Source organism: Vibrio sinus (assembly GCF_023634645.1).
Lineage (GTDB): Bacteria > Pseudomonadota > Gammaproteobacteria > Enterobacterales > Vibrionaceae > Vibrio > Vibrio sinus.
In genome coordinates this window covers 289,871-315,030 of sequence record NZ_JAMKMR010000003.1, presented here as the reverse complement: position 1 = coordinate 315,030, position 25,160 = coordinate 289,871, and the positions used below count along the sequence as shown (strand labels likewise).

The 25,160-nt window shown below is 41.4% G+C and carries 27 protein-coding genes; 15 read left to right on the top strand and 12 right to left on the bottom strand.

The annotated features are described in order from the left end of the window. A partial coding sequence (locus tag M9194_RS05360) for an MFS transporter (RefSeq protein WP_250611607.1) occupies positions 1 to 1,141 on the bottom strand: 1,141 nt, incomplete at its 3' end. Between the two features lie 209 nt (positions 1,142 to 1,350). Here M9194_RS05360 and cueR point away from each other — a divergent pair. Then, positions 1,351 to 1,737: a Cu(I)-responsive transcriptional regulator gene (gene cueR, locus M9194_RS05355; protein WP_250611606.1), complete on the top strand. Its 387-nt coding sequence runs from the start codon at positions 1,351 to 1,353 to the stop codon at positions 1,735 to 1,737. Between the two features lie 71 nt (positions 1,738 to 1,808). On the opposite strand, the gene M9194_RS05350 is transcribed toward cueR, so the two are convergent. Beyond that, entirely contained in the window at positions 1,809 to 2,228 is a 420-nt protein-coding gene (locus M9194_RS05350; protein ID WP_250611605.1) for an RNA-binding S4 domain-containing protein, read from the bottom strand. Positions 2,229 to 2,331: 103 nt separating this feature from the next. Then, on the bottom strand, positions 2,332 to 3,966 hold the full coding sequence (locus tag M9194_RS05345; protein WP_250611604.1) for a response regulator: 1,635 nt from the start codon (positions 3,964 to 3,966) through the stop codon (positions 2,332 to 2,334). Between the two features lie 211 nt (positions 3,967 to 4,177). On the opposite strand from M9194_RS05345, the gene M9194_RS05340 reads away from it, so the two are divergent. The 3 genes from M9194_RS05340 to M9194_RS05330 all read left to right on the top strand — a co-directional run bounded on the left by M9194_RS05340 (position 4,178) and on the right by M9194_RS05330 (position 6,816). Beyond that, on the top strand, positions 4,178 to 4,591 hold the full coding sequence (locus M9194_RS05340; protein ID WP_250611603.1) for a PPC domain-containing DNA-binding protein: 414 nt from the start codon (positions 4,178 to 4,180) through the stop codon (positions 4,589 to 4,591). A 187-nt stretch (positions 4,592 to 4,778) separates the two neighbouring features. Continuing rightward, complete coding sequence (locus M9194_RS05335) at positions 4,779 to 5,693, top strand: LysR family transcriptional regulator (protein ID WP_250611602.1); 915 nt, start codon at positions 4,779 to 4,781, stop codon at positions 5,691 to 5,693. Between the two features lie 238 nt (positions 5,694 to 5,931). Further along, entirely contained in the window at positions 5,932 to 6,816 is an 885-nt protein-coding gene (locus M9194_RS05330; protein ID WP_250611601.1) for a LysR family transcriptional regulator, read from the top strand. Between the two features lie 3 nt (positions 6,817 to 6,819). Here the strand turns inward: M9194_RS05330 and M9194_RS05325 are convergent, their stop codons facing one another. The 4 genes from M9194_RS05325 to M9194_RS05310 are packed head-to-tail and all read right to left on the bottom strand — an operon-like array spanning position 6,820 to position 12,415. After that, positions 6,820 to 8,409: an ABC transporter ATP-binding protein gene (locus M9194_RS05325; protein WP_250611600.1), complete on the bottom strand. Its 1,590-nt coding sequence runs from the start codon at positions 8,407 to 8,409 to the stop codon at positions 6,820 to 6,822. Between the two features lie 21 nt (positions 8,410 to 8,430). Beyond that, positions 8,431 to 9,498, bottom strand: coding sequence for an ABC transporter permease (locus tag M9194_RS05320; RefSeq protein WP_250611599.1), 1,068 nt, complete (start codon positions 9,496 to 9,498; stop codon positions 8,431 to 8,433). A gap of 3 nt (positions 9,499 to 9,501) precedes the next feature. Then, positions 9,502 to 10,587, bottom strand: coding sequence for a microcin C ABC transporter permease YejB (locus M9194_RS05315; protein ID WP_250611598.1), 1,086 nt, complete (start codon positions 10,585 to 10,587; stop codon positions 9,502 to 9,504). Between the two features lie 10 nt (positions 10,588 to 10,597). Next, positions 10,598 to 12,415 carry an extracellular solute-binding protein gene (locus M9194_RS05310; protein ID WP_250611597.1) on the bottom strand — a complete coding sequence of 606 codons (1,818 nt, stop codon included), beginning with the start codon at positions 12,413 to 12,415 and terminating at the stop codon, positions 10,598 to 10,600. 178 nt (positions 12,416 to 12,593) lie between these two features. Between M9194_RS05310 and M9194_RS05305 the strand changes: the two genes are divergently transcribed. After that, positions 12,594 to 12,914, top strand: a complete 321-nt coding sequence (locus M9194_RS05305) for a heavy metal-binding domain-containing protein (RefSeq protein WP_250611596.1) — start codon at positions 12,594 to 12,596, stop codon at positions 12,912 to 12,914. A gap of 303 nt (positions 12,915 to 13,217) precedes the next feature. Continuing rightward, the gene (locus M9194_RS05300; RefSeq protein WP_250611595.1) at positions 13,218 to 13,415 is read left to right on the top strand and encodes a hypothetical protein; all 198 of its coding nucleotides are present in this window, start codon (positions 13,218 to 13,220) and stop codon (positions 13,413 to 13,415) included. A gap of 35 nt (positions 13,416 to 13,450) precedes the next feature. On the opposite strand, the gene ppiC is transcribed toward M9194_RS05300, so the two are convergent. Further along, positions 13,451 to 13,729: a peptidylprolyl isomerase PpiC gene (gene ppiC / locus M9194_RS05295; protein ID WP_250611594.1), complete on the bottom strand. Its 279-nt coding sequence runs from the start codon at positions 13,727 to 13,729 to the stop codon at positions 13,451 to 13,453. A 170-nt stretch (positions 13,730 to 13,899) separates the two neighbouring features. Here ppiC and M9194_RS05290 point away from each other — a divergent pair, with 170 nt between their 5' ends. Further along, positions 13,900 to 14,823 carry a chemotaxis protein gene (locus M9194_RS05290; protein WP_250611593.1) on the top strand — a complete coding sequence of 308 codons (924 nt, stop codon included), beginning with the start codon at positions 13,900 to 13,902 and terminating at the stop codon, positions 14,821 to 14,823. Positions 14,824 to 15,026: 203 nt separating this feature from the next. Further along, positions 15,027 to 16,043, top strand: a complete 1,017-nt coding sequence (locus M9194_RS05285; protein WP_250611592.1) for a GGDEF domain-containing protein — start codon at positions 15,027 to 15,029, stop codon at positions 16,041 to 16,043. Between the two features lie 39 nt (positions 16,044 to 16,082). On the opposite strand, the gene M9194_RS05280 is transcribed toward M9194_RS05285, so the two are convergent. Continuing rightward, entirely contained in the window at positions 16,083 to 17,015 is a 933-nt protein-coding gene (locus M9194_RS05280) for an exopolyphosphatase (RefSeq protein ID WP_250611591.1), read from the bottom strand. A gap of 146 nt (positions 17,016 to 17,161) precedes the next feature. Between M9194_RS05280 and M9194_RS05275 the strand changes: the two genes are divergently transcribed. The 3 genes from M9194_RS05275 (at position 17,162) to M9194_RS05265 (ending at position 19,692) form a co-directional block, all read left to right on the top strand. Next, on the top strand, positions 17,162 to 17,419 hold the full coding sequence (locus M9194_RS05275; protein ID WP_250611590.1) for a putative hemolysin: 258 nt from the start codon (positions 17,162 to 17,164) through the stop codon (positions 17,417 to 17,419). A gap of 160 nt (positions 17,420 to 17,579) precedes the next feature. Next, complete coding sequence (locus M9194_RS05270; RefSeq protein WP_250611589.1) at positions 17,580 to 18,233, top strand: hypothetical protein; 654 nt, start codon at positions 17,580 to 17,582, stop codon at positions 18,231 to 18,233. An 88-nt stretch (positions 18,234 to 18,321) separates the two neighbouring features. Beyond that, a complete protein-coding gene (locus tag M9194_RS05265) occupies positions 18,322 to 19,692 on the top strand; it encodes an L-serine ammonia-lyase (protein ID WP_250611588.1) in 1,371 nt (456 codons plus the stop codon). A 2-nt stretch (positions 19,693 to 19,694) separates the two neighbouring features. Here the strand turns inward: M9194_RS05265 and M9194_RS05260 are convergent, their stop codons facing one another. Continuing rightward, a complete protein-coding gene (locus tag M9194_RS05260) occupies positions 19,695 to 19,895 on the bottom strand; it encodes a DUF1289 domain-containing protein (protein WP_250611587.1) in 201 nt (66 codons plus the stop codon). A 160-nt stretch (positions 19,896 to 20,055) separates the two neighbouring features. On the opposite strand from M9194_RS05260, the gene M9194_RS05255 reads away from it, so the two are divergent. From M9194_RS05255 to M9194_RS05240, 4 genes are all read left to right on the top strand, one after another. After that, entirely contained in the window at positions 20,056 to 20,838 is a 783-nt protein-coding gene (locus M9194_RS05255) for a substrate-binding periplasmic protein (RefSeq protein WP_250611586.1), read from the top strand. A 181-nt stretch (positions 20,839 to 21,019) separates the two neighbouring features. Continuing rightward, positions 21,020 to 21,841 (top strand): hypothetical protein, encoded by an 822-nt coding sequence (locus tag M9194_RS05250; protein WP_250611585.1) that lies wholly within the window; start codon positions 21,020 to 21,022, stop codon positions 21,839 to 21,841. Between the two features lie 45 nt (positions 21,842 to 21,886). Then, the gene (locus tag M9194_RS05245) at positions 21,887 to 23,005 is read left to right on the top strand and encodes an SLC13 family permease (RefSeq protein WP_250611584.1); all 1,119 of its coding nucleotides are present in this window, start codon (positions 21,887 to 21,889) and stop codon (positions 23,003 to 23,005) included. Positions 23,006 to 23,115: 110 nt separating this feature from the next. Continuing rightward, positions 23,116 to 23,661, top strand: coding sequence for a chorismate mutase (locus tag M9194_RS05240; RefSeq protein ID WP_250611583.1), 546 nt, complete (start codon positions 23,116 to 23,118; stop codon positions 23,659 to 23,661). 73 nt (positions 23,662 to 23,734) lie between these two features. Here M9194_RS05240 and M9194_RS05235 read toward each other — a convergent pair whose 3' ends face one another. Both M9194_RS05235 and yjjG read right to left on the bottom strand, forming a co-directional pair. Continuing rightward, the gene (locus M9194_RS05235) at positions 23,735 to 24,328 is read right to left on the bottom strand and encodes a DUF1294 domain-containing protein (RefSeq protein WP_250611582.1); all 594 of its coding nucleotides are present in this window, start codon (positions 24,326 to 24,328) and stop codon (positions 23,735 to 23,737) included. A 153-nt stretch (positions 24,329 to 24,481) separates the two neighbouring features. Next, on the bottom strand, positions 24,482 to 25,156 hold the full coding sequence (yjjG, locus tag M9194_RS05230) for a pyrimidine 5'-nucleotidase (protein WP_250611581.1): 675 nt from the start codon (positions 25,154 to 25,156) through the stop codon (positions 24,482 to 24,484). Positions 25,157 to 25,160: the final 4 nt, after the last annotated feature.

Below are 25,160 nucleotides of genomic sequence, written 5' to 3'. Positions count from 1 at the left end.
TCTTCAGTACAAGTAAGATTAATATTAAGTACATAATAAGTAGAGGCTCCGCAGAGCTAGAAGGCAGGCTAGATGCAATCAGCGACACTAAAGCTGTCGCAATCCAACATCCTGAAAATACAGTGGCATTTGCAATACCGGCTATATGATTAAATGGGGCTAAGGCTCGGCCTAAATATAGTGGAAACAACATGCCTAGGGTGTAGATAATGACCGCTACAGGGGCAATAAAAATAGCTAACGTCATTCCAATTAGCTGCATGTAAATAACACTCGCTAAAGTAACCACGAAAGAAACTACGAGAGATACCATGGTTTTACGCGAGGCAGATACCTGAAACAACACTCGATTAGTAATATTGCCAAGCAACCAACATACCGCTAGAAATAGAGCAATATAACCATAGTAAACTGGGCTATAGCCAAGCTTGGTTTGAATTAAAAAAGGCGATACCGTGTTAAAGGCAGGCAAAATACTATAAAAGATCCCGCAGATTACAGCAGAGATAACGAAAGATCGGCTAGAAAGCATTTCACTCGCATTGCTTTTAATGCGCTCGTACCTCAGCGGCTGATAGTTAGTGTGAGTTTCTTTGAAGTAAGTCATTACAAGTAGCAAGCCAATAAAAACGCAAACCGCCAAAGAAACAAATATGGTTTGCCAATTAAATAGCGCCAGTAGATAAGCACCAACAAATGGTGACATAGTAATCCCCAAAGCAAAGGATATTGTCATCCAGTTAATAGCTTTTAAATAAGCATCTCCAGAGTAGATATCCTTAATTACTGCCCTTCCCCCAACCGAGATGAAGGATACAGAAACCCCTTGGATAAAACGGAACAGAATTACATATTGTACAGAAGGTGCAATGACGGTTAGCAGCAAAAAGATCACAAGTAGCGCTGAGCCAATTAGCATCGGCTTTTTACGGCCGTAGGCATCAACGACAAAACCAGCGAGAAACTGTCCAACTCCGAACCCTATCATAGCCGCGGCAAAAGCCCACTGAATCATGGTTTCTGAGGACGAAAACGCTTTTTGAATCGCTGGTAAAGAAGGAACGATTATGTCAACAACAATGCCGCCGAAGGCAATGACAAAATACATCAAAACAGGGATAAAGCGAGAGTTACTTTTCATACCAATACCTATAGATAGTTATAATAGTTGGTAAAAACCGAATAGCGTCGTTAGGCGTTAAATGCACTAAACTCATTATTCAAATATATTTGAAACTTTCAACATATTTTTATAACGAGGCGTGTAATTCGTGTAGAAGAAGACAAACTACACTTTTTTTTATTACAGGTTACAATGGGCTTAGGTACATCTATAGAGTAGAGGTCAAGATGAACATTGGTGTTGTGTCTAAAATGACAGGCCTTTCTAGTAAATCAATTCGATTATATGAAGAAAAAGGGGTGATTACGCCACCTTATCGCTCCGACGCTGGCTATCGTGAATATTCAGAGTCGCACATACAAGAGCTTAATTTGGTCGCTAGAGCCAAAAGTGCAGGCTTCTCATTGGCAGAATGCAAAGAGTTTGTTCAACTTGCAAACGACCCTAGCCGACAAAGCAGTGAAGTAAAAGGGCGAGCGAAAGAAAAGCTCGAGGAAATCAGTACGAGAATACGTCAATTGACAGAAATAAGAGATCAACTGACTCAATGGGTTGATGCCTGCCCAGGTGATGGCAACGCTGACTGTCCAATTATTGATGAGTTAACGAAATAACCAAGTGTCATATAGGATAGCTCCCACTATTGAGCTAAAGTTCAGGGGAGCAATCGAGATATATTAAGCCTTTAGCCCAGAAAATCGAGGTTGCGCCGACCGCTTGTCTTATTCGAATTAGAGTCTCTGCTCTTTTTCGCCTTTTGCTCATTGGCTTGAACGTTCGACTCTTTCTCCGAGCTTAACGATGCGAACTCCTCATCACTGGTACTTTTTACCAAAGAGTCGGAAAAAACGACAACATAGTATTCTTGATTAAATTCAAAAAAGTCCCCGTCATACATTTTACGTCTTTTACGTGTTTCAAGCTCACCATTGACTGCTACATACCCATCTGCAATCAACAGTTTAGCTTCACCCCCACCTGCAACTACGTTGGCCAATTTGAGTAGTTTATAAAGCTCTATAGGTTGGCTCGAAACCTCAATACCAATGGCTTCAATCTCAACTTCATTAAAATCTTCTGGATGGGCAGAGCTACTATCGTTCATAAGGAAAACTGGTAAGAAAAAATATGCGGCAATTATACCCAAACAAACCTAAGTTGCGAGTGCAAACGGCATAAACGCATCAATACCATGAAGATGCCCAATACTACTCTGGAACGCCGATCATCTCATTAAGCTGATGCGTCACGTTTTTCAGCCGAGCCACAAGTGTTTCTTTTTCGATGTCTTTTAAGAGAAGTGAATGCTGAATTAATTGCTCAATGCCCATCAATGTATTTTGCATTGGCTCAGCAGCAACAGTCCTTGGAATACCATCTGACGCTAGCTCAAGCAGAAGACGTGCGGAATCGATGCAAAATGGATGAGAATCACACCGTGCCATTGCCTTAAGTAGGGTTTGGCCAGCACTTTCGGATTTTAACTGACGGATTTCTGATAAAGCCCGAGTTGACTCAGATTTCCGTTTAGACTGAGCAGACTTCAGGCTTTCAATTCGAACATGCTCACAACTCCCTAACAGCATGTTTTTATCCAACCGAAAGTGAGATTCATAATGCTCCAACACTTGTTCTAAACAATAGTCATCATGCACTTGGAACAAAATCGATGACAAATACCAATAGTAATCCAGATCCAGTTCAACATAACCTTTTAGTAGCAAACTCAAACCACTCCGCAAGCCCGCATATTCCCTTTTTATCAGAGCGATATGCGTAGTTAGTAGCAGCACAGGAAGCCCTTCATTACCCTTATTTAAGGCCATCACAAGTTTTTGAATATTCGTCAACTGCTGATTATCATCATTCGTTAAAACCTGAAGCTTTAACCTGAGTATATTAATCGTATCGACCAGCGTACTTCTTTGTTTATTTAATGATTTCTTGGCATAAGCCTGGTAATCCGCTAGTGCTGTTACAGAATCACCTAATGCCTCATTTACGATACTTTTGCATTTGAATCTTAGTCGGTTTCCACTGGCGAGCTCACTGGCTTTATACAAACAACGTTCGGCTCTGCGAGTCTCTCCCAGCAACAGGTGAATATGCGCCAACATATCAAGTAACTGTGTATTCGATGAGCCTAGCTCACTCAGTGCTTCACGGAGATACTGCTGCGCTCTATTGTAATCGTTTAATCGAATCAAACACGTCGCCAATCCAACTCTAGGCCAGATAGAAGTATACTGGATGCTGGTTTTCTTATAATGAACCAGAGCAGAACGATAATCACGAAGAGATAGGAAGTATTGCCCTTTACGTTTATCGATTTCTTCTGCCAACTCTGGCAAAGACTCATATTGCTCGGAAAAAACGTCCATCGCAGATGCTTTGGATAAGGTGTTATCCAATTGATAGAGCGCTTTTAAAGAAAGCTTTTTAAAACAGGTCTCTCGCAAACTTCCCTTTAAGCCAAAGAGTGAATATGGTTTGCTCACATAGCCATCTGCGCCCATATCGCTTATAAGATATTGGCTTTCATTGTGAGATTCAGTGGAAAGCATAAATAGAATGCTTGAATCAACCAGTATGTTTCGCAGCCTCAGCTCATGAACTAAAGCACAGCCACTCCCTTCACCACCAAAGTCTGCGTCACAAATCAACAGATCTACGGAAAACTGACGCATCACTGAAATTACATGAGAAACTCTCTTAGCGACGTAAACCAAGCGATCGCTAAAGCCCATTTCTCGCAATAATAATTTTAAATTGGCGACAACCAGAGGCGAACTATCGGCAATGATGACTCGAGATTTGCTGAGATTAAATGGTAGTGACGACATCGAGAAGTAAAAACTGACATAAGTGAAGCCCACAATAGTACAGAACTACGATCTAGAGAAAAACTAGAATTATTCAGAACTTAGCGTTCACTCTAAATTTTTATTTAATTTCAATCTATTGCATTCATAAGTATCAAATCCAGAGCAAATATTTACTCTGGTGGGTATAAGCAATACAATCTACGTAATTAACTTAAATATTAAAGTGGATATGATAACACCTATTGCTACACGTCTTACTAAAGGTTCTGATCTTAAAAAAGAAATCCAGCGTATTGTGACACAAAACCAGATTGAAGCAGGGACAATTGCTTCATGTGTTGGCTGTGTATCGAAACTATCAATTCGCTTAGCTGGGGCTAATTCAACTCTAACTAGGGAAGAGCCTTTTGAGATCGTATCTACCATGGGAACGTTAACGGCAAATCATCAACATATCCATATTTCAGTGGCCAATGCCAAAGGTGATGTGATTGGCGGACACCTTTTAGAAGGAACCATCATCGACACCACTGCAGAACTTGTCGTGTTTCGTTATTCTGAGATGACATTTAATCGGGAAATGGACGAATCAACGGGTTATACTGAGCTAATAGTGAAAACCTCTAGTATATTAAACGGCTAGACATACCTATACATACCATTTATAGTGTACGCGCTTTGATTACCTGTACGGTATCAAGCCAACCTATTTACTCCCTTCGTAAGATATATGCTCTATTCTTATTAGGCATTTTGCCAAATGTCTGGAGTCTATTCATTCTTTTGGCAGTGATGGGTGAAAAAACTGATAATACCGCATGCAAGAAACAATGAAGTCAAATAATATTAATATTAACCATATTCGCTATTTCATTAAGGTTTTTGAAACTCAAAGCCTTTCAAAAGCCGCCAAAGCTTGTGGTGTGTCTCAGCCTACGATCAGCAAAAGCATACAAACTCTCGAAAAGAATTTCGGCATACCTCTTTTCCACCGCGATACTCAAAATGTACACCCGAGCGAGCCAGCCAAACTTGTCTATAACGAGTGTTTGGATTTGTGTCGCTCGGCAGACATGCTACAAAAGCGAGTGGAAAATATTAAACTATCCGATCTTGGAGAAGTAAAAATAGGAATAGGAAAACTGTTATCCAATCAGTTTGGCAGTTTTCTTATGAAAGTGTTTCCAGAACACTTTCCTAACCTAAGACTGTCCGTTACTGATGGTAATGTTCCAGAACTAAATACTTTGCTGCTAAACCGCGAAGTTGACTTCTTGCTCTGTTACCATGAGGCGCAACATTATTTTACTAACCTTGATAAAATATGCGTCAAAGAGTTTTTTAACGTCAGAGTGAGCCATGTTGTTTCACCTAATGCTCCTTTTTACCAACCCGGCAAAGATATTACTACCTACCCTTGGGCAATTACCAGTGAAGTAGGAGACGAAGCTAAGAAAACTCGCTGGACGGAGTTTTACAACAAACTGATAGAATCTGGAAACATCAACTATCGCATCAATAACAACGAAACTCGATTACAACTGGTCAGAAAAGGGGCAGTCGTAACTGCAGTTCCTTCATTTTTGGTCAGAGAAGAGATTAAACGTGGTGAATTAATTGATGTCACTCCTCCTGGGTTAGATTCGTTCCAAGTCTCCGTTTTCACACTGAACAGTAATCCACTATCTATAAATAGTAAAAAGACGCTAGCAGCGCTTCAAATACTTACTAAAGAACTTCATTAAATTTGCCAATTTAACTAATTAAGGCATATATAAAACCAATAGCATTGCAATTGATCCATATTGCTAATAGACTGAGTTAATTAATCACTTTTCACTTTTTGAATAGCGATTTCGCTTTAATTTTTCATATGTCATTGTATTGAAAGATTTATTCCAAACAGTAATAGATTTATAACTCTATCTGAAATTTAATCAGTGATATGATCTATAAAAAATATTATCACTATAAATATTTTATATGAGTACTAGAGTCATTGATAATCTTGCCATGAGGCATTTAGAGTCATTTATTTCGATATACGAGTTAAAAAGTATTTCTAACGCTGCTGAGCGGTGCAATATTTCTCAGTCAGCAATGACGAAACATTTACAGAAGCTCGAAAACTATCTTGGGTTGACACTATTTTACAGACATACGCGAGAGCTTAAGCCTAGCCCCGCAGCAACGAACTTGTATTCGTACGCTGTGGATCTGTTCTCTTCTGCCGTCAAGTTTCAAGAGCGCGCTGAAAACATTTATAAGATAAATAATCAAGAAGTCAAAATAGGAATAGACTCCTTGGTGCCTCAGTGGTTATGCAGCAAGCTCACCAAAGAAGCGTATTCCAAGATCCCAGACCTTTCATTATTTTTAACGTCTGGTACTTGCGATAGGTTAAATGAGCTAACCGCCAAGAATGAAGTCGATTTCTTCATAAGCAGTGCGTGTGGAAGAGAACAAACCATCAATTGTGATAGTTTGGTTTCAACACCACTGACTAACATTCCACTTGTTTGCGTTCGTTCGGCGAAACAGGAAGTGAATGAGCACTGTAACTGGAGTATTCCCAGCACCTTGAAATGGCATTTGCAAAAGATCATCACTCAGTTTCCCGATCCGACAACGCATGCTATTCAAGAAATTGATAATATCCAGTGCTGTATCGATCTTGTGTTAGAAGGCTTAGCTTTTACTATCGCGCCAAAGTCTCACGTTGAACCGTATCTAGAATCTGGTGAATTAGTGAAGCTTCCCGTAAGCGATGTGTTTTACCAGTTATCGATATTTCGTTCACAGTCGACACCGCTGTCAACCACATCTCACAAACTGGTTGAACTGCTACCAAACTTGGTAAAAGAATAATTTTTATGAAGATAGATCGACAAGTTCCTTAGTGTACTTGTGAGTGGGTCGCTGAAACAAATCCTGCGTTTCACCTTGCTCGACAATCTCTCCATTTTTCATGACTATAGTATAGTGGCAAAGGGATTTGACTACATTTAAATCATGGCTGATAAACAAGTAAGTCAAACGATACTTCAATTGTAAATCCTTGAGTAACTCTAACACCTGAAATTGTACCGTTCGATCGAGTGATGATGTCGGCTCGTCCAATAATATAAACTCTGGTTTAAGCACTAATGCTCTAGCAATCGCAATTCTCTGTCTCTGCCCGCCGGAAAACTCATTTGGATATCGATGACGAGTACTGGGGTCCAACCCTACTTCCTCCATTGCCCTACTTATCATTGAATCAATGGTGTCTTCATCATGTTCAAAATGGACCCTTAGCCCTTCTCCGATCACCTGTGCCACAGACATTCTTGGGTTTAACGCAGAAAAAGGATCCTGAAATACCACTTGCATTTTGCTTCGGTAAGGCAGCATAGCTTTTCTATCAAGCGATTGAATGGGTTGGTTTTGGTAGCTGATCTTCCCTTCGGATTTCACTAATTTCAATATCGCCATACCGGTCGTGGACTTCCCGGAACCACTTTCCCCCACGAGTCCAATAGAGTGTCCTTTCTTAAGAACAAAGCTCATATTGGTTACCGCTTTTATATGGTCAATAGTTCTTTTAAATATGCCACCAGTAATAGGAAACCAAATTTTAAGTCGGTCAACACTTAATAACTCTTGTGCATCTTTCTGAGTAGGAACAGGTAAGCCTTTGGGATCAGAATCAATAAGTTGCTGGGTGTAGGAATGGCTTGGACGGTTAAATATTTGTGCGCACTCCCCAACTTCAACCAGACATCCTTTTTGCATAACTGCCACTCGGTCTGCAATACGTTTAACAATACTGAGATCATGAGTGATAAACAACATCGCCATACCAAGCTCTTTTTGCAGGTCTTTAAGCAAACTAAGGATTTGAGCCTGTACTGACACATCAAGCGCGGTCGTCGGCTCATCAGCAATTAATAGCTCTGGCTCGTTAATTAGTGCCATTGCGATCATCACACGCTGCCTTTCACCACCAGACAACTCGTGAGGATAAGCAGATATCTTTTTCTCTGGGAAACGAATCCCTACTTTCTTCATCCATTCCAGCGCTAGCTTTTCTGCTTTCGCTTGACGCATTCCACGATGTATAGCGAGGGTTTCAATAAGTTGTTTGCCAACTCTATGTAACGGGTTCAGCGAAACCATTGGCTCTTGGAAAATCATTCCTATGCGACCGCCTCTTATGCCCCGAAGCTTTCTCTCAGAACAAGTCAGTAAGTTTTCACCGTCAAACTCAATGTTCCCCGTCAGATAATGTGATGAACCTTTTGGCAATAACTTCAATATAGAATTTGCGGTCACTGATTTACCTGAACCACTTTCACCTACCAGTGCTAGCGTTTCACCCTTTTTGATTGAAAAACTGACTTTATCGGTGACCTGCTCTATTTGGTTAGCCCGACCAAAGCCTACCGATAACTCGTTAATCGTTACAACCGTATCCGACATAAGTCACTCCAGAGCGTATTTTTAGCGATGGTGATGAGGATCGAATGCATCGCGTACCGCCTCACCAATAAAAACCAGTAACGTTAGCATCAAAGACAACACAACAAAGGCAGAAATGCCCAGCCAAGGTGCCTGTAAATTGGCTTTACCTTGTGCCAATAGCTCTCCTAAAGATGGTGAGCCTGCAGGTAAGCCAAAGCCTAGAAAGTCGAGCGACGTTAACGTCGTCACGGATCCTGAAAGAATAAATGGCATCATAGTCAGCGACGCTACCATGGCATTGGGTAACATGTGCCGCAACATGATACGTATGTCACCGACGCCCATAGCTTGGGCAGCCCGCACGTAGTCAAAGTTTCTACATCGCAAAAATTCAGCACGAACTACACCGACCAAGCTCATCCAACTGAACAACACCATAATACCAAGCAGCCACCAAAAGTTTGGCTCTACAAAACTCGATAATATAATCAGTAAAAACAGTGTTGGCATTCCTGACCAAACTTCAATAAAGCGCTGGCCTAGCAAGTCTAGCCATCCACCGTAATAGCCTTGGGTCGCACCAACAACCACACCAATCACACTCGACACAATCGTCAACACAAAACCAAATAGCACCGAGATTCGAAATCCGTAGATAATCCGAGCCAGTACATCCCTTCCTTTGTCATCTGTACCTAACCAGTTGGTCGCATCGGGCGGCGATGGTACCGACCCGACCACATCGAGGTTAATCGTATCGTAGCTGAAACGGATGGGTGGCCAAATGATATAGCCATGTTCTTTTATTAGATCAGAAACGTAAGGGTCGGTGTAATCGGCTTCTGTATGAAACTCTCCACCGAATTGTGTTTCAGGATATTGGTGAAAAATTGGAAAGTACCATTGATTTTTATAGTCAACGAGAAGTGGCTTGTCATTGGCAATAAACTCTGCAAATAAGCTGATGACAAACAGCACTAGAAATATCCACAGTGACCACCACCCTCGCCTATTCGCTTTGAACCTTAGCCAGCGGGCTTCATTTAATGGGTTGGTTCGTTTTTCACTGCGCCTTTTAGGGATCAGCTGTTTCAATGCAAGCAACATAATTTATCGAGCCTCAAAATCAATGCGAGGATCAACCCATGTATAGGTTAAGTCAGAGATTATACTTAAGATTAACCCTAGCAACGTCATGATATATAAGGAACTAAATACAACTGGATAGTCACGTTGGATCGTCGATTCAAACCCAAGTAAGCCGATTCCTTCTAGTGAAAACATCACTTCGATGAGCATCGAGCCAGTAAAAAAGATGCTGATGAAGGCACTTGGAAAGCCAGCAATGATGATCAACATAGCATTGCGAAAAACATGTTTATACAAGATACCATGCTCATCTAACCCTTTAGCTCGAGCAGTCACAACATACTGTTTGTTGATTTCATCCAGAAATGAGTTCTTGGTCAGCATACTTAAGGTAGCAAAACCACCTATTACCATAGCTAGTATGGGCAAAGTGAGATGCCAGAAATAGTCAGCAATTTGCTGATACCAAGTGAGCTGTTCAAAGTTACTTGAAACCAGCCCCCTGAGTGGAAACCAACTAAAGTAATTTCCGCTAGCAAAAAAGATAATGAGGATAATCGCAAATAAGAAACCTGGTATGGCGTAGCCGACAATCACCACTGCGCTAGACCAGATATCAAACCTCGAACCATGGTGAATGGCCTTCAAAACACCGAGAGGTATAGAGATAAAATACATGATCAAGGTGCTCCATAAACCAAGCGATATGGATACAGGCAACCTGTCAATGATCAAATCGATGACATTCCCACCTTTAAACAGGCTTTCACCGAAATGAAAGGTGGCGTAATTTTTGAGCATATCCCAATAGCGTTCAAGAATTGGCTTATCAAAGCCAAACTGCTTTTTTATTTCCGCTACGACTTCAGGGTCTAACCCACGTGAGCCACGGTACCCAGCCTTGGCATCTACAATAGCACTGGTTTCGATATCACTACCTCCACCAGCAAAACGTTCCATAATGCCTGAATTGTGTCCTTCTAACTGAGCGATAGCCTGCTCAACTGGGCCACCGGGCGCGATTTGTATAATGAAAAAGTTGATGGTAATAATGGCCCACAGGGTTGGTATCACTAGCAATAATCGCCGAAAAATATACGCCGCCATACAACACCTCTTACTGACGTTTTTCAGGTAACTTCTCTGCTTTCTCTTTTGAAATCCACCATGTATCGACGCCTAAATCGTAGGTTGGCATGATGGCTGGTCGCTCAAACTTATCCCATGTTGCGACTCGGTATTTGTTGATGTACCACTGCGGGATAATATAGAAATTCCACTGCAACACCCTATCCATGGCTCGACCCAACACTAACAGTTTTTCTGGGTCCTGCTGATTTTTTGCAATATCCATTGTCAGCTTGTCGATTACGGGATCGCTCACGCCTGCAGTGTTATAGGTGGAGTCGATATAATTCGAGTTCCATACAATCATCAGGTTAGGGCTTGGGTAATTCATTGCAGGATACGCTGAGGAAACCATGTCAAAGTCTCTGTCTCTCAAACGCTTAATATATTGTGTGGTATCGATCGTTCTGATTTTCATGTCGATTCCCATGCGCTTTAAGTTTTTTTGCAATGGAATCGCATATCGTTCGGTTGTAGGGCTGTAAATCAGTAGCTCAAATGCAAATGGCTTACCCGTTTTTACATTGGTCATAACGCCATCTTTGAGCTCCCACCCGGCCTGTTTAAGCAGCTTAAAGGCGATACGCATCTGCTTACGGATACGCCCTGTACCATCGGTTTTCGGCGGCTGATACTCTTCAGTAAATACCCGCTCTGGTATTTGATCTTTAAATGGTGTTAAAACTGTCAGTTCTTCTTTCGAAGGCAAACCTTTTGCCTCGTATTCTGAGTTTTCGAAATAGCTGCGAGTTCTGAGGTAAGAGTTGTAGAACATGTTCTTGTTCATCCACTCAAAATCAAACGCGTAGTTTAACGCTTCTCGAACTTTCGGATCGCTAAAAATACCTCGTTGCGTATTAAACACAAACCCTTGAGTAGGGACAGGTTTATGATGTGCTATTTCTTCTTTCTTAATATACCCTTTATCAAAGTTTGTCCCGGTATAAGAGTTTGCCCAAAACTTAGCGGAGCTTTCCTGCCTAAAATCGAATTCTCCCGCTTTAAAAGCCTCCAATAAAACCGTTTCATCGCGATAATAATCGTATTCAATCTTTTTGAAATTGTTTCTACCAACATTGACGGGCAAATCTTTCGCCCAATAATCATCGACTAGGCCGTAAGTAACGCTTTGACCGGGTTTATAATCAATAATTTTGTAGGCTGAGCTGCCCACTGGGGGGGTATCTAATGGTTCAGAAAAGTTTTTGTTTTTCCAATAATGCTCAGGAAGTATGGCTAGCGATTGAACTAGGCTAAAGAGCTTTTCTCGATTTGGTACCGCCATTTCAACCCTAACTGTGCGATCATTAAGCGCTTTAACCGATTTAACCTCTTTGAAATAAACCCGAAATTGCGGCACCCCTTCGGTCATGAACTTATTGAAACTAAATTCTACGTCCTGGGCTGTGATTGGCTCGCCATCGTGAAACCGCGCTTTAGGGTTGATATCGACTTCCATCCACTTAAAGTCATCGGAATAACGCACTTTTTCGGCGATAAGCGGATAGTAAGAATCCACCTCATCACTCGGTGAAAACATCAAAGAGTCATAAAGCTCGTCCGTCGCAGCAGCAGCGACACCGCGAGAAGCATAACGGTTAAAGTTATCGTAGGTTCCGATTCTACCAAATGCTACTTTGCCATACTTGGGTGCGTCTGGATTGACGTAATCAAAGTGAGTAAAGCCCTCTGGATACTTCGCTTGGCCAAATCCGACTAATCGCGTTGATTCAATAATTTTGGCATTCGCACTTAGACTCACAACAGACAGCAAAACGATTGTGAAAGAATACTTCAGCGCTCCCATTTTAGACTCCCTTCTAAACCAAACCGCAGTATGTATACCTTGTTGTATACCCAAGTAAACTACAGATGTATAGTGAAATTTGTCGCAGTTAGATAACGCTCACTGTAATGACAATTCATTCGAACTATTTTCCTACTTTAGTATCGAAACATCACTCGTTAGCATTTGGAGTTATTCAATGATCATCACCACGACGCCACAAATTGAAGGTAAAACCATCATCGAATATAAAGGGGTTGTAGCAGGAGAAGCTATTTTGGGCGCCAATATGTTTAAGGACATCTTCGCCGGAATACGTGATTTAGTCGGCGGACGCTCTGGCACCTATGAAAAAGAGCTGGAAAAGGCACGTAAGATCGCATTTCAAGAATTGGAACAGAAGGCAAGAGAACTCGGCGCAAACGCAATTGTTGGGGTCGATATAGACTATGAAGTTCTAGGAAATAACAATGGCATGCTGATGGTTGCGACCAGTGGCACAGCGGTGATATCTCAATAAACGCTCTTAGCTCTAGATTTCCGATAGTGCACTAATTATGGGCATTGGTGCACTACAACCTGCCTCTCTCCTATTACCTTGATAGGCAATGCTCCCTTCCAATCTAAACCAGATAAACTGAAAACTAGGATTTTGCTGGCACGCCATAGGCTAGAAAGAGTATAAAGTAGTCAAATTCAGTGTGAGATTCAATTGTCTTAGTTTGGCATGAACAATGCTTAAACCTTCTTAACACCTACTAGGTTCTGTAGCTTGATATCGACAACATCCGGCTACACTGGCAGTACATTTGTGAGGTATAAAATGAGAATTGACCTATCCAGCCCAAGCGCGTTACTCGACGCTATTTTACCAGGCACACTTGATTTAGACGAACACAGACACAACGGAGATGTCTCTACATCATCAACACGGCATATCGTTTGTAAACCTACGCTAAGCAATGAGCATGATTCATTGGCTCACTCAACATTATCATCGTTTGAACGCTTAGCGGATTAAGGTGGCAAGTATAAAATAGCAAGGCTCAGGGGATATCAGGTTCTATACAACACTTTGACGATATGCCAACCAAACTTGGTTTTCACGAGTTGAGGCTTTAGGGTCTCCCCCGTAAAACACACTTTGTCAAATTGTGGCACCATTTGTCCTTTGCGAAATTCACCCAAGTCCCCTCCTTTTTTGCCTGATGGGCAAATGGAATGCTTTTTCGCTAACGTCTGAAATTTTGCGCCTCTTTTGAGTTGCTTCAAAATATCTTCTGCTTGCTCTTTGTGCTTGACCAAAATGTGTAGCGCGGCTGCTGTGTTTGCCATGAAACGTACCTACTTAAAATTTTCCTGAAACTGCGGCAAGGTCGATTGACCCAAGGCATATTCTATCTTAGTTTATCGGTATACTGTACACATAGTGATGTTACGAATTCGAGCGTAATGAGACTATGGTGAACTACAATCAAGTTATACCCGTTTAACTGGGGCAAGTCATGGCAAAGGTCGGTAGCAAAGCAAATCAATCGCAAGGCATGTTGATGTTTACGTTAAACCATCAAAAGCAATTGTTTGCTATCGGAACACTAAAAGTAAGAGAAATTGTGCCCTATACGCCGACCACACAAATTCCTTACTCCCATCATCACGTTATTGGTACGGTGACTATTCGATCCGTCACTGTTCCTGTTATTGACATGGCTGCTGCTATTGGCTTTCACCCAGTCCAGCCTGAGGATTATCAAAGCTGCTACCTGATAGTTACCGACTGTCTGCGCACGGTCGTCGCTTTCATGGTACGCACCATTGATAAAATCATTGAGTGTAATTGGCGCGCTATTGAACCCGCTCCCTCTACTGCGGGTCAAAACATCTTCGTTACGGGAATTACTCGACACAATAAAAAAATCATTCAAATGCTCGATGTCGAACTACTTCTATCTAAGATATTCCCGCAATTTGAGTCTGCGAATATTCCAATGCTTACCGATATTGAACGTGAAAAACTTAAAGCCTTAAACATCCTTTTAGTTGATGATTCTTCTATCGCTCGAAAACAACTGGGCGATGCATTAGACAAAATTAACATCCCATATCAAATATGTAATAACGGTAGCGACGCGTTAGAGCTAATGCAAAAGATCTCTGATTCTGACAATGGCATCGATTTATTGGTCAGTGATATCGAAATGCCCGGATTAGACGGATATGAGTTGGCTTTCGAGATACAAAATGATCCAGCTCTGCGCGACATTTACTGCATACTTCATACATCACTTTCCAGTGAAATCAGTGTAGACCGAGCCAAACAAGTCGGCGCGCATGATGCACTAGAGAAGTTCAACGCGGGTGAGCTAATCGAAGCGATGCTAAAAGGTGCTAATGTACTTGAACAGAAGAAACTGGCCAAAATACAGTAAATCGCCTTCAGGTCATCGTGAACATTGAAGCATTTACTATGCTGCTAAAACTCGCATGTCGAGATAGCTTAAACGTAAGTAAGTGCACTTTATCTATAAAACACGAAATGTATTGCGTGCTGCTTTTAGTTTTTGTCCAAATTTTAGGAAAGCACCAGCAAATTCCACTAACCTTACAGTAACAAAAGTGCGAGTAGCGATTCATGACAGATAACGACTATAAAAAAGCAACTGAGAATTTAAAAAAGGCCGTTCCGTTGATGATGAAGAATCATGTGCCTGTTACCCCAACAAATTATGCGCTTTGGTATACCTATGTGGATAACGCCATACCCAGCCTTAACGCGGAAATGGATGCTGCAATAGAGAAATTCGGTATTTGTCCCCCAGCGACAGGGGCAACCTTGTACTCCAGTTATATCGCCAATCGCACAGAAGCGGACAATAATAAGTTAAAAGAGAGTCTTGAGGTCATGTTGTCGCAAGCAAGCAACTCGATGCAAGACACCTTAAAAGGCACCTCACAGTTTTCAAAAGTGATCAATGAAAACTTTACCAATTTAGAACGTGCCAACGAAGATGGAATGACCATAGAAGAAATCATGGACGTTGTGCAAGAGCTATTATCAGAATCTCAGGAAATACAAAACTCTACCCAATTTCTTAGTGACTACCTACAAGATGCGAGTAAAGAAATTGGCCGCCTAAAAAACAAACTCTCTGAGATGCAAAAGGATGTACTTTTTGACAGCTTATCTGGCTTGTATAACCGCCGTGCTTTCGATGACGATTTGTTTACCATGTGCCACGCCAAGCAGAAGCTTTCTTTGATTCTCCTCGATATCGATCATTTCAAAGCGTTTAATGATGAATATGGACACCTATTTGGTGATACGGTCATACAAAACATTGCCAAGCGTCTTCAGGCTTCAAGCAAAGAAGGGATCACCTCTTATCGATTTGGCGGGGAAGAGTTTGCGATTATAGTGCCCAATAAGCCCGTCAGTGTAGCTAAACAGCTGGCAGAGACAATCAGAAAAGTGATTGAAAACATATCAATCAAAGACAAAAAAACCGGCGATCAGATTCGAAACATCACGGCTTCTTTTGGCGTGGCTGAGCTTGAAGAGTCGGATAGTATTGAAGACCTCGTAGATCGTGCAGACAAACTACTGTATGCCGCAAAACACGCAGGTAGAAATCGGGTTTTCCCAGACTAAAGGTGATTGAGCGTTAACTTAAAATCGTTGATCGTTTCTTTATCCATCATGCATAATTTGTTTTACTAGTTCTTTCTCGACACGGTCTGCTTCTGACACCTCAACTTGACATGTGCCTGCAGCCTTGTGCCCACCACCACCGTATTTAAGCATCAACTTACCAATATTGGTTTTTGAACTTCTATCAAAAATTGATTTTCCCGTAGCGAATACAATTTTTTGCTTCTGGAAGCCCCAAATCTTGTGAATTGAAATATTGCACTGAGGAAACAGCGCATAAATAATAAACCGGTTTCCTGCATAAATGGTATCTTCGTCAGTGAGATCAAGTAACACCAAATTGTCATGAACCGTAGCACAGCGCTGGATTTGCTGTTTAAACATGTTTTCGTGTTCACGATACAAGTCAATACGTTCTTTGACATCTGGCAGTGCTAAAATTTCTTCAATACTGTGGTTCTTACAATAATCAATAAGATCCATCATCAATTTGTAGTTTGAAATTTTAAATTCTCTAAAGCGCCCTAAACCTGTCCTAGCGTCCATCAAAAAGTTAAGTAGATTCCACCCTGTTGAATCTAATACTTCGTCGCGACTAAACTGCGCCGAATCACCTTTGTCAACCGCCTCCATCATCGCCACCCAGTCCTCTGGGAAAGCCGACAAACCACCGTAATAATTCCATACCACGCGTGCCGCCGATGGCGTTTCTGGTTCGATAATATGGTTAGGATGTTCACCGGGATTTCTTAGTTTTTCAGACAAGTGATGATCGAACACCAAATGAGCTTGAGGAACATATGGCAAATTAGTCACAATATCATTGCTCGTGATCTCGATAATTCCATCCTGCATATCTTTTGGATGGACAAATTGAATCTCATCAATCAGGTCAATTTGCTTTAAGAGAACCGCGCAAACCAAGCCATCAAAATCACTTCTTGTGACTAAGCGATATTTGCTATCAGACATATAAAGTTCCTTTTCACTACTGATATAACTCTCTTTTGTATTAATTTTAGACACCATCGATCTTTTAACAAACTTAAGGCAATGTTTTTTTAGAGTATCTTATATAATTTGCAGTACATATACCCCAATATTGCTATGGAGAGCAGATGAAAAAAGTCTATTTATTTACAGGGTTAGCAGCAACTTCAGTCATGGCAGGGTGTGCCAGTCACGGTGATCGATATTATGTAGCAAATCAGCCCGCAGTCACGGAACCCGCCACGATATACTGCGTACAAGAAGGTGGACAATTGGAGTTTGCCACTGAACATGGAGAACGCCTAACCTTTTGTAAGGTTGGCGACAACGACAGAGTCGAACAATGGCAGTACTATAACGAGCACCATTATCACGCAAAAAATTAGTTATTTTGAGCGTTACGGCTTATCGTAGCGCTTGTTTCCTTGCCCTCATATCTCCTTGACATTTTCGTCATTTAGGGTATTTTGTCCCATCAAAATTGCTGCCCATTTTTTAAACAGCATTTATTCATTATCACTTACGTATTCAGCACAAGTATAAAGAATGAAATCAAATATCAAGATAGACACCAACGACTCTCGCCTCCCTAGTTCTTATTCTTCGAGCAACAAGACCAATACGTTGACTGTCTATACGTTCGGGCTCATTGGTATCACAGTGATCCTGAATTTATGCCTACATTTCGACACTTACCATCCGAACTTACTCATGAAAGGGGCATCATTCACCAACTCTACGCAAAAAATCATGCTACTCATCACTGCGTTTAGCTTCTATAACCTACGTAGGTGGCGTAAAGATATTAAAAATGCTTTGGTATTTGTCTCTGCTATCTTCATGGTGGTGTTTTTGTATAAAAGTAACTACTGGATAAAAAACGTTTTCCATGTACCTTGGTACCTTCCGGCAATGAAATTTTTTGCTATCGCCGCTCTTCTTGTATTTAGGAACGGCGTAGAAACACTACACCAACTAAAACAGTTATTTTCCAATCACAGCGCTGTTCTCGCTGTCGCTTCTTTATTTATGCTTCTCGCACTTGTAGGTTTCTTTAATATGAATAGTGTCTGGCAACATTTACTCCTCGGTCACTACTCTACAAGTTTAATGACAACAATTAGTGAAAGCACACAGTTGGCTTTCTTCAGTTTTATCGCCATAGAAGCAATTAAAGTTAGGCGTAGCCTGAAAAACTAACCTTATCGATCTCGCTGAAGATTGCCCGGTAAGGCTGCTTGGGTATAAAGTGCTAAAATTTAGGTATCTCTCGAAAAAGTGAGGTCTTATGCTATCGATATTCGATATTTACAAAATTGGAGTTGGGCCATCAAGCTCACACACCAATGGACCGATGTTGATCGGCTATCGGTTTGCCAAAGGGCTTTCAGATAACATCAAAAACGTTGAAAGAATACAAGTTGATCTGTATGGCTCACTTTCTCTGACAGGCAGAGGGCACCACACCGACAAAGCGGTCATATTAGGATTGTTAGGCAATCGCCCTGATACCATAAAGATGACCAGTGCAAAGTCTGCCCTCGACGATGTTCTGACCAATCACAAACTGCGTGTTTACCATAAAAAAGTCATATCATTTACTCCCGACAGCGATCTTCTCTTTCACAATACCAACCTGCCTTTGCATGAAAATGGCATGACACTCGCAGCATTTGATTCTTCAGGACAACAAATCGCATTTGAAACTTTCTACTCGACTGGGGGTGGTTTTATTGCCACTGAAAGTGAGTTAAGTGCGAAAGAAACCCAACCTGAAGCTAGTGTCAGTTATCCTTTCTCCACTGCCGAGCAGATGCTAGAGCTGGCTGAACAAAATGGGTTAAGCCTAGGTAGCATGATTATCGAGAATGAGTCATCCTTTCATTCCGTGCAAGAAATTGAAGATAAGGCAGATAAAATATGGAAAGTCATGTCTCTTTGCATGAAAAGAGGCTTCGAAACAGAGGGAATATTAGACGGTGGATTAAATGTCGTTAGACGTGCACCCAATTTACTCAAAAGGCTCGAATCCAATTCCATGGCAACCAATGATCCAATGGAAGTGATGGACTGGGTCAACCTATTTGCCTTTGCCATAAGCGAAGAAAATGCCGCCGGCGGGCAAGTAGTCACATCCCCCACCAATGGAGCAGCTGGAGTAATACCTGCAGTTCTTATGTATTTCCATAAATTCATCCGTGAATTGGACACCAAACAACTCAAAGACTTTCTTGCCGTTTCTGGCGCAATTGGCATTTTGTATAAAACCAACGCTTCTATTAGTGGCGCAGAAGTGGGTTGTCAGGGAGAAATTGGCGTATCTTCATCGATGGCTGCCGCTGGGTTGACGTCGATATGTGGTGGTAGCAATGAACAAATGTGTATTGCAGCAGAAATCGCTATGGAGCACTCACTTGGTATGACCTGTGACCCAATAGGAGGCTTAGTACAAGTACCTTGTATTGAACGCAATGCGATGGGCGCGATGAAAGCAATTAATGCCTCAAGAATGGCATTGAAGAGAAATAGTAAGTGCCTAATATCATTAGATAAGGTCATTGAAACCATGTATCAAACGGGCAAAGATATGAACAAAAAATATCGCGAAACGTCCCTAGGGGGGCTTGCCACTATTCACCTAGGACCGCCATGCGAGTAATGTCAGTTACGGTTATCTAAAGCACTTCTTCGCTGTCTACATCGAAGAATAATCGCTTTTTTTTCCTCGAGCGTGGAGGAAGACCAAGCAAGAATCTCTTCAAGCGCACGGTAGCAGCCTAAGCACACATCTTCTTCGTTTAGGCAACATTGTCTAATACAAGGAGACTCTACCTCCGAGCTCTGCTTTGTTTTTACCACCATAATTGCCTTTCTGCTGCGCCAATATCATAAACAAGCCTCATTATACAATTGTAGCTGTGGATACCCTACTCACACCCCGCTGTTAAATGGGTTTATGTATTGACGGCTGTATAATGTTCAACCAAAGTTAGTAGTAGTACTGGAATATAAGCACATACCTATGGCTATTAAGAAATGGATTTTTGTCGCTATTGGTTGTCTGATAACGCAGCTTGCTTTTTCTCACGAATCAAAGCCCGTTATTGATGTGACCGTTGCATTAAGTGATGGATACCCTGTCTATTACTATGACGAAGATAGTAAGCAGTTTAAAGGCCCTATGGTGGAATCATTCCGCCGAGTCTGCGAGGAGGCAAGCTTATATTGTGAGTTTAGGCATGTTCCTAAAAAGCGATTAGCTCACCAACTCATAACTGGAGAAATCGAATTTGGCTCGGTAATCAACAGTACAAATCAACAAAAGCTACTCAAAAATACCGTTTACTTTACAAAATTTAATGTGCCTGCAAGCCTTGGCATGTACTCAACCTTGCCGACCAAAGATATTCCAGAAGACTTATCAGGATACTACGGCAAAAGTATTATCTGCGTGCGAGGTTGGAGCCTGTCTATATTACCTGGTGTTTGGGAAGCGGCTGATAAGAAAGAACTTAATATATATTCAACGGCTTCAATAAAGGGGGCCACAGATATGTTACTGCAAGGTAGAGCTCAGTTTCTTTATGCTAATAAGCAAAAAATGGACATATTTCTAGCCGAAAGTGAGAAAAATAAAGTGGTATTTTTCAAACATTTTAAATCTCTAAATCAAACGTTTGGTCTATCGAAAAAAGTAAAAAATTTCCAAGAGCTTCAATCACGTATTGATCTTGCTGTAGAGACTTTGATAACCCAAAAACGATTGGATCCAAACACTGGGCTTTTAATCACTCCCCAACCTTAACCGCGAGCTGCAGATTATGTTTGTGGTTCGAATCACACCCTATCTGGTATCGGAATTGAAATATCAAATTTAAGCGTGTTTACCATCGAAAATTTCTTGTACCCTGTGTACGACTCTAACTAGGTTATCAATAGTCTTAATTAGAAATTAAACCCAATTCAAAACTAGTCGCGTATATGGAATGAAACTTCACTATCCTCATCTTGATAAACGATACGAACATCATACACATCAACGCTTTCGCCAGTTTTATGTCGAGCTGAAGTTAATAGCGGGCGATAAAGTAAAAACTTGGAACGCTAGGCGCCATAGAAAAGGCTTCAACTTAATCGGCAACGAACACATGGAAACGGCAAACCCGTTAGTGCTGCTTAATTTGCCTATTGCGGTGCTTTTTATTCTCGGTGCGGCCCATTTTATTTTTGCCAGCTTGTTGCAACTGAGATGGGTTGAAACAACCGTTCATATCGATTTCAACACTATTTTCTTTTATGGTTCGGTCTTCTTTACCTCGGCCGCGTATGTTCAGTATTTGCAGGCCATTAACGGAACAGAAAGCGTCGATACTTCTCCGGACTGGAAAGATTGGAAGTGGTTTGCGATTCAACCTCATCGTATTGGCTTTTGGTCTACGTTTACCCAATTCTTAGGCACTTTACTATTTAATATATCTACATTCTCGGCATTGCTTCCGTCCACGAGTCACATTATTTGGCTTGGATATTGGGTTCCAGATTTTGTGGGGTCGATACTGTTCTTAATTTCAGGCTACTTAGTCATCGTTGAAAGTGACGCAAAGATTCACTATTGGCCAAAACGCACTCTATCTTCAGTGATTTCTGTATTCAATTTGTGGGGATGTCTATGGTTTATGGTGTCAGCGTTTATGGCGATACCATCAATTGTCAGTGTTCCACTAATGTTAAGTGGCTCGCTAGTGACAACAGCGCTGGGTGGATTGTGCTTTATGATATCTTCTATTTTCCTCACTATTGAAAGATAACTTCTATACCAACCCTATGACAACGAATTTAAGGTTAGGCGGCCATTGAACAAGCTTACTCTAATCAGAACCTTCATTACTCGGCAAGATAAGACCATGCTAGCGTTTTTTGTGTTGGCTGGGTTGAGTAGCGTTTGGTTTTCACCAACGCTAACCAGTATTGATTGGCCTGTGATAGTGGTACTTTTTTCTTTGATTACCACCATCAACTACTGGCAGTATTTCGGCTTGTTTGAGCGCATCATTGTTAAGCTTTCAAACCAATTTTCTAGTGCGAAAACATTACAAACCTCGTTGGTAGCTTTTGCGTTTTTGTCTTCAATGCTTATTACCAATGATGTCACGATCATTATTCTGCTGGCGCTGTTCTTGCCTTTATCAAAACGCATAGACATTAACCCTACTCTGGCAACCGTACTAATCGTTGTCGCGGCAAACTTAGGCAGCGCCCTCACGCCCCTCGGCAACCCACAAAATATGTTTTTGTACTTTTATTCAAAGTTGAGCTTAGGGGAATTTCTCTATATTACCGCACCCATTACGATGTTAAGTGCTGTTTTACTTTTGCTTCTGTGTCGCTGGCTACCGGATAAAGCACTTGATTATCAGCTTGACTGCCAGCAATGTTTTTCTTCGCGCGGCTCGCTACTTTTTTCCGCGGTATTCGTAAGTATACTGCTTGGGCTTTTCCATTGGGTCCCCCTATACATCGTATTTCTAGCCACAATGCTTGCTGCGACAGTTAGCGGAATTAAACAAATACGACAGCAAAACTACAGTTTATTACTTACCTTCGTGTTCGCCTTTATATTCATTGCAAACATTAGCCAATGGCCTCAACTCATCGCATATGTCACTCATTCTGTGGGCACGCCTATTCGATTATTTCTATCGACTATTTTAACCAGCCAAATCATTAGCAACGTCCCGGCCGCTATATTGCTAGCCCACTTCACACAACACTGGCAGCCACTTATTATTGGAGTCAACTTAGGTGGACTAGGTACCCTTATTGCTTCTATGGCAAGTCTTATCGGCTATAAAGCGTTTAGTGCACAGTACCCACATCTTAGGAAGGCGTTTCTTTATCAATTTAGCTTGGCAAATATTGGCCTATTAGCTCTATTGGCAAGCCCTTACGTGGTTTACTACTTACTAACGTGATTCTGTACTTAATATTTTTGTTATTAAACGAACAATAATTTTTATTTTAAATACGCCAAAAAAGTGAGTAACCTTATAGCCTTCTGTTAACCTCAAATGGACTACACACTGTGAAAGTAAGACAACTTTTTGTATTTCTTCTCATTTTTGCAACGCCTTTCGCTTTTGCCGCTGGCAATTCAAGCACACTGTTCCAAAATATAAACCATCGATTGGGCTACATGAAAGACGTAGCACTATACAAAGCGCAGAAACACCTACAAATTGAAGACACCGCTCGGGAAGCCGTTGTAATTCAAAAGGCTCAAGCTCAAGCCAAAGAAATTGGCTTAAACCCGACTTCCGTTAAAGCCTTCTTTGTTGCACAAATTAGTGCTGCAAAAGCCATTCAATACCGTTACCGTGCAGATTGGTTGACAGACCCAGCAGCACTAAATGCTAAGCCTTTGAACCTTAAAACTCAGGTTCGTCCTGCGCTCATTACCTTAGGTGACCAAATCCTATCGCAAATCAAGGCACACCTAGAGCAATCAGGACCTTTTAAAAATAATGAAAGAGAGCAATTTGTTAACAGCATTACCGTCAAAAACCTAACCGAAGCGGATAAAAACAATCTGTACAATGGGTTGATGAAAGTGCGCCTAGCAAGCAAATAGTTATCAGGCCATAACACTGAGCGAGGCAACCTTATTGGGTTACCTCGTTGCAATTGGTTCAGCAAGTAAATGGCTAAAGCAGAAAAACCCAACTCACCACCTCTGACAGCTTTTCTCGACCTGGCCCAGATAATGACCAAGCAAACAAAGTAACGTTCGCTATCACGGTAAACCAGAATGTAGGCAAGTAACTTAATGAGAGCGGCCTGTGTCTAAGAAATGACTGCGCAAGCACCGCCCCAGGCCAGCCGCCAGCAAGGGTGAAAACATGAAAGACAAGCTCGGGAACCTGCCAATTATCACTAGATGATAACGATTTGTCGAACGCATAGAGCACATACGTAAATCCGCTGATCAACAACAAGTAGTCAATCACTATTATCGGATAATTGAGCAAATAAATACTTCCTACCACCATGGTTGCAAACCATATAGCAAGAGCAATAGAAAAGTTGAACACAATGGGCCGCTTTATATCTACGGCTCTCAAGTTGCCGCTGTTGTCCTTTGTCAAACTAAATATCACATGCTCACTGACTTGTGGCCGCAAGCTATGTCCTGAAAAATCAGAAATATGAAAGAAAATCTTGATAGGCTGATTGTTCACCGAAATATACCCATAGCCTTTATTTTCGTTCCACTCTGTCACTATACCCGTGACTGCCATAGAGCCCCCTAACCAACGCGCTATTCAAAGCTTGTATAAAAGTGTAAGAGAGGAAGCCCAGCTTAGATTCGCACGATATCACATTATTCAACTAAATTTAGTGCGATTTTTTTCATAATTGTAGTAAGTGAGTAATGCTGAAAGGATCTGGTTCTAATCCACCAATAAGTTTCGTAAATCAGTCAGCGACCTAACTGTATAATTCGGTGTAATTTCACCATCAGCGTTTTTGCCTTCGCTATTTAACCAGCAAGTATCAAAACCATAATCCCTACCACCCAAGATATCTGAATGTAAATTGTCTCCAACCATTAAGACTTGTTTTTTATCTGGCTGTCCCATCTTATTCATGGCAAATTCAAAAATCTTTCTGTCTGGCTTCGCCACCCCAACTTCTTCTGAGATAACTACATGTTCAAAATGATCATCTAAACCATGTTTTTCCAAGCGAACGAATTGCAAGTCGCTAAATCCGTTGGTAATGATGCCGAGCTTTACTTTACCTGCTAGTGATTCTATCAGTTCCTTTGCTCCCGGTAACATCGTGCTAATATCAGCCATTGCTTGAAGAAAGGACACATTTAGCTCTAGCGCCGTCGTGTTCAGTTTTTTCGCCCATGCATCAAATCGAGTGAGTTTAATTTCATGAGCCGTAATGGTGCCCTGCTGATATCGATCCCACAAAGGCTTGTTTAATGCTTTATAGTCTTGGTAGTCACTTTCACTAAACTCGACACCTTTTCTTGATAACATCAGCTTAAGACCGCTGAATGCGTCAAAATGAAATAGCGTTTCGTCTGCATCAAATAAAATCCACTTGTACTTCATCGCC

Bases quoted from the DNA above. Each gene is read 5' to 3' on its own strand.
- M9194_RS05280 (WP_250611591.1), bottom strand. From the start codon at position 17,015: ATGTCTGATAGCAAATATCGCTTAGTCACAAGAAGTGATTTTGATGGC.
- cueR (WP_250611606.1), top strand. From the start codon at position 1,351: ATGAACATTGGTGTTGTGTCTAAAATGACAGGCCTTTCTAGTAAATCA.
- M9194_RS05235 (WP_250611582.1), bottom strand. From the start codon at position 24,328: ATGGCAGTCACGGGTATAGTGACAGAGTGGAACGAAAATAAAGGCTAT.
- M9194_RS05345 (WP_250611604.1), bottom strand. From the start codon at position 3,966: ATGTCGTCACTACCATTTAATCTCAGCAAATCTCGAGTCATCATTGCC.
- M9194_RS05265 (WP_250611588.1), top strand. From the start codon at position 18,322: ATGCTATCGATATTCGATATTTACAAAATTGGAGTTGGGCCATCAAGC.
- M9194_RS05325 (WP_250611600.1), bottom strand. From the start codon at position 8,409: ATGTCGGATACGGTTGTAACGATTAACGAGTTATCGGTAGGCTTTGGT.
- M9194_RS05255 (WP_250611586.1), top strand. From the start codon at position 20,056: ATGGCTATTAAGAAATGGATTTTTGTCGCTATTGGTTGTCTGATAACG.
- M9194_RS05285 (WP_250611592.1), top strand. From the start codon at position 15,027: ATGACAGATAACGACTATAAAAAAGCAACTGAGAATTTAAAAAAGGCC.
- yjjG (WP_250611581.1), bottom strand. From the start codon at position 25,156: ATGAAGTACAAGTGGATTTTATTTGATGCAGACGAAACGCTATTTCAT.
- M9194_RS05305 (WP_250611596.1), top strand. From the start codon at position 12,594: ATGATCATCACCACGACGCCACAAATTGAAGGTAAAACCATCATCGAA.
- M9194_RS05275 (WP_250611590.1), top strand. From the start codon at position 17,162: ATGAAAAAAGTCTATTTATTTACAGGGTTAGCAGCAACTTCAGTCATG.
- M9194_RS05330 (WP_250611601.1), top strand. From the start codon at position 5,932: ATGAGTACTAGAGTCATTGATAATCTTGCCATGAGGCATTTAGAGTCA.
- M9194_RS05300 (WP_250611595.1), top strand. From the start codon at position 13,218: ATGAGAATTGACCTATCCAGCCCAAGCGCGTTACTCGACGCTATTTTA.
- M9194_RS05335 (WP_250611602.1), top strand. From the start codon at position 4,779: ATGAAGTCAAATAATATTAATATTAACCATATTCGCTATTTCATTAAG.
- M9194_RS05320 (WP_250611599.1), bottom strand. From the start codon at position 9,498: ATGTTGCTTGCATTGAAACAGCTGATCCCTAAAAGGCGCAGTGAAAAA.
- M9194_RS05270 (WP_250611589.1), top strand. From the start codon at position 17,580: ATGAAATCAAATATCAAGATAGACACCAACGACTCTCGCCTCCCTAGT.
- M9194_RS05340 (WP_250611603.1), top strand. From the start codon at position 4,178: ATGATAACACCTATTGCTACACGTCTTACTAAAGGTTCTGATCTTAAA.
- M9194_RS05250 (WP_250611585.1), top strand. From the start codon at position 21,020: ATGAAACTTCACTATCCTCATCTTGATAAACGATACGAACATCATACA.
- M9194_RS05350 (WP_250611605.1), bottom strand. From the start codon at position 2,228: ATGAACGATAGTAGCTCTGCCCATCCAGAAGATTTTAATGAAGTTGAG.
- M9194_RS05260 (WP_250611587.1), bottom strand. From the start codon at position 19,895: ATGGTGGTAAAAACAAAGCAGAGCTCGGAGGTAGAGTCTCCTTGTATT.
- M9194_RS05290 (WP_250611593.1), top strand. From the start codon at position 13,900: ATGGCAAAGGTCGGTAGCAAAGCAAATCAATCGCAAGGCATGTTGATG.
- M9194_RS05315 (WP_250611598.1), bottom strand. From the start codon at position 10,587: ATGGCGGCGTATATTTTTCGGCGATTATTGCTAGTGATACCAACCCTG.
- M9194_RS05310 (WP_250611597.1), bottom strand. From the start codon at position 12,415: ATGGGAGCGCTGAAGTATTCTTTCACAATCGTTTTGCTGTCTGTTGTG.
- ppiC (WP_250611594.1), bottom strand. From the start codon at position 13,729: ATGGCAAACACAGCAGCCGCGCTACACATTTTGGTCAAGCACAAAGAG.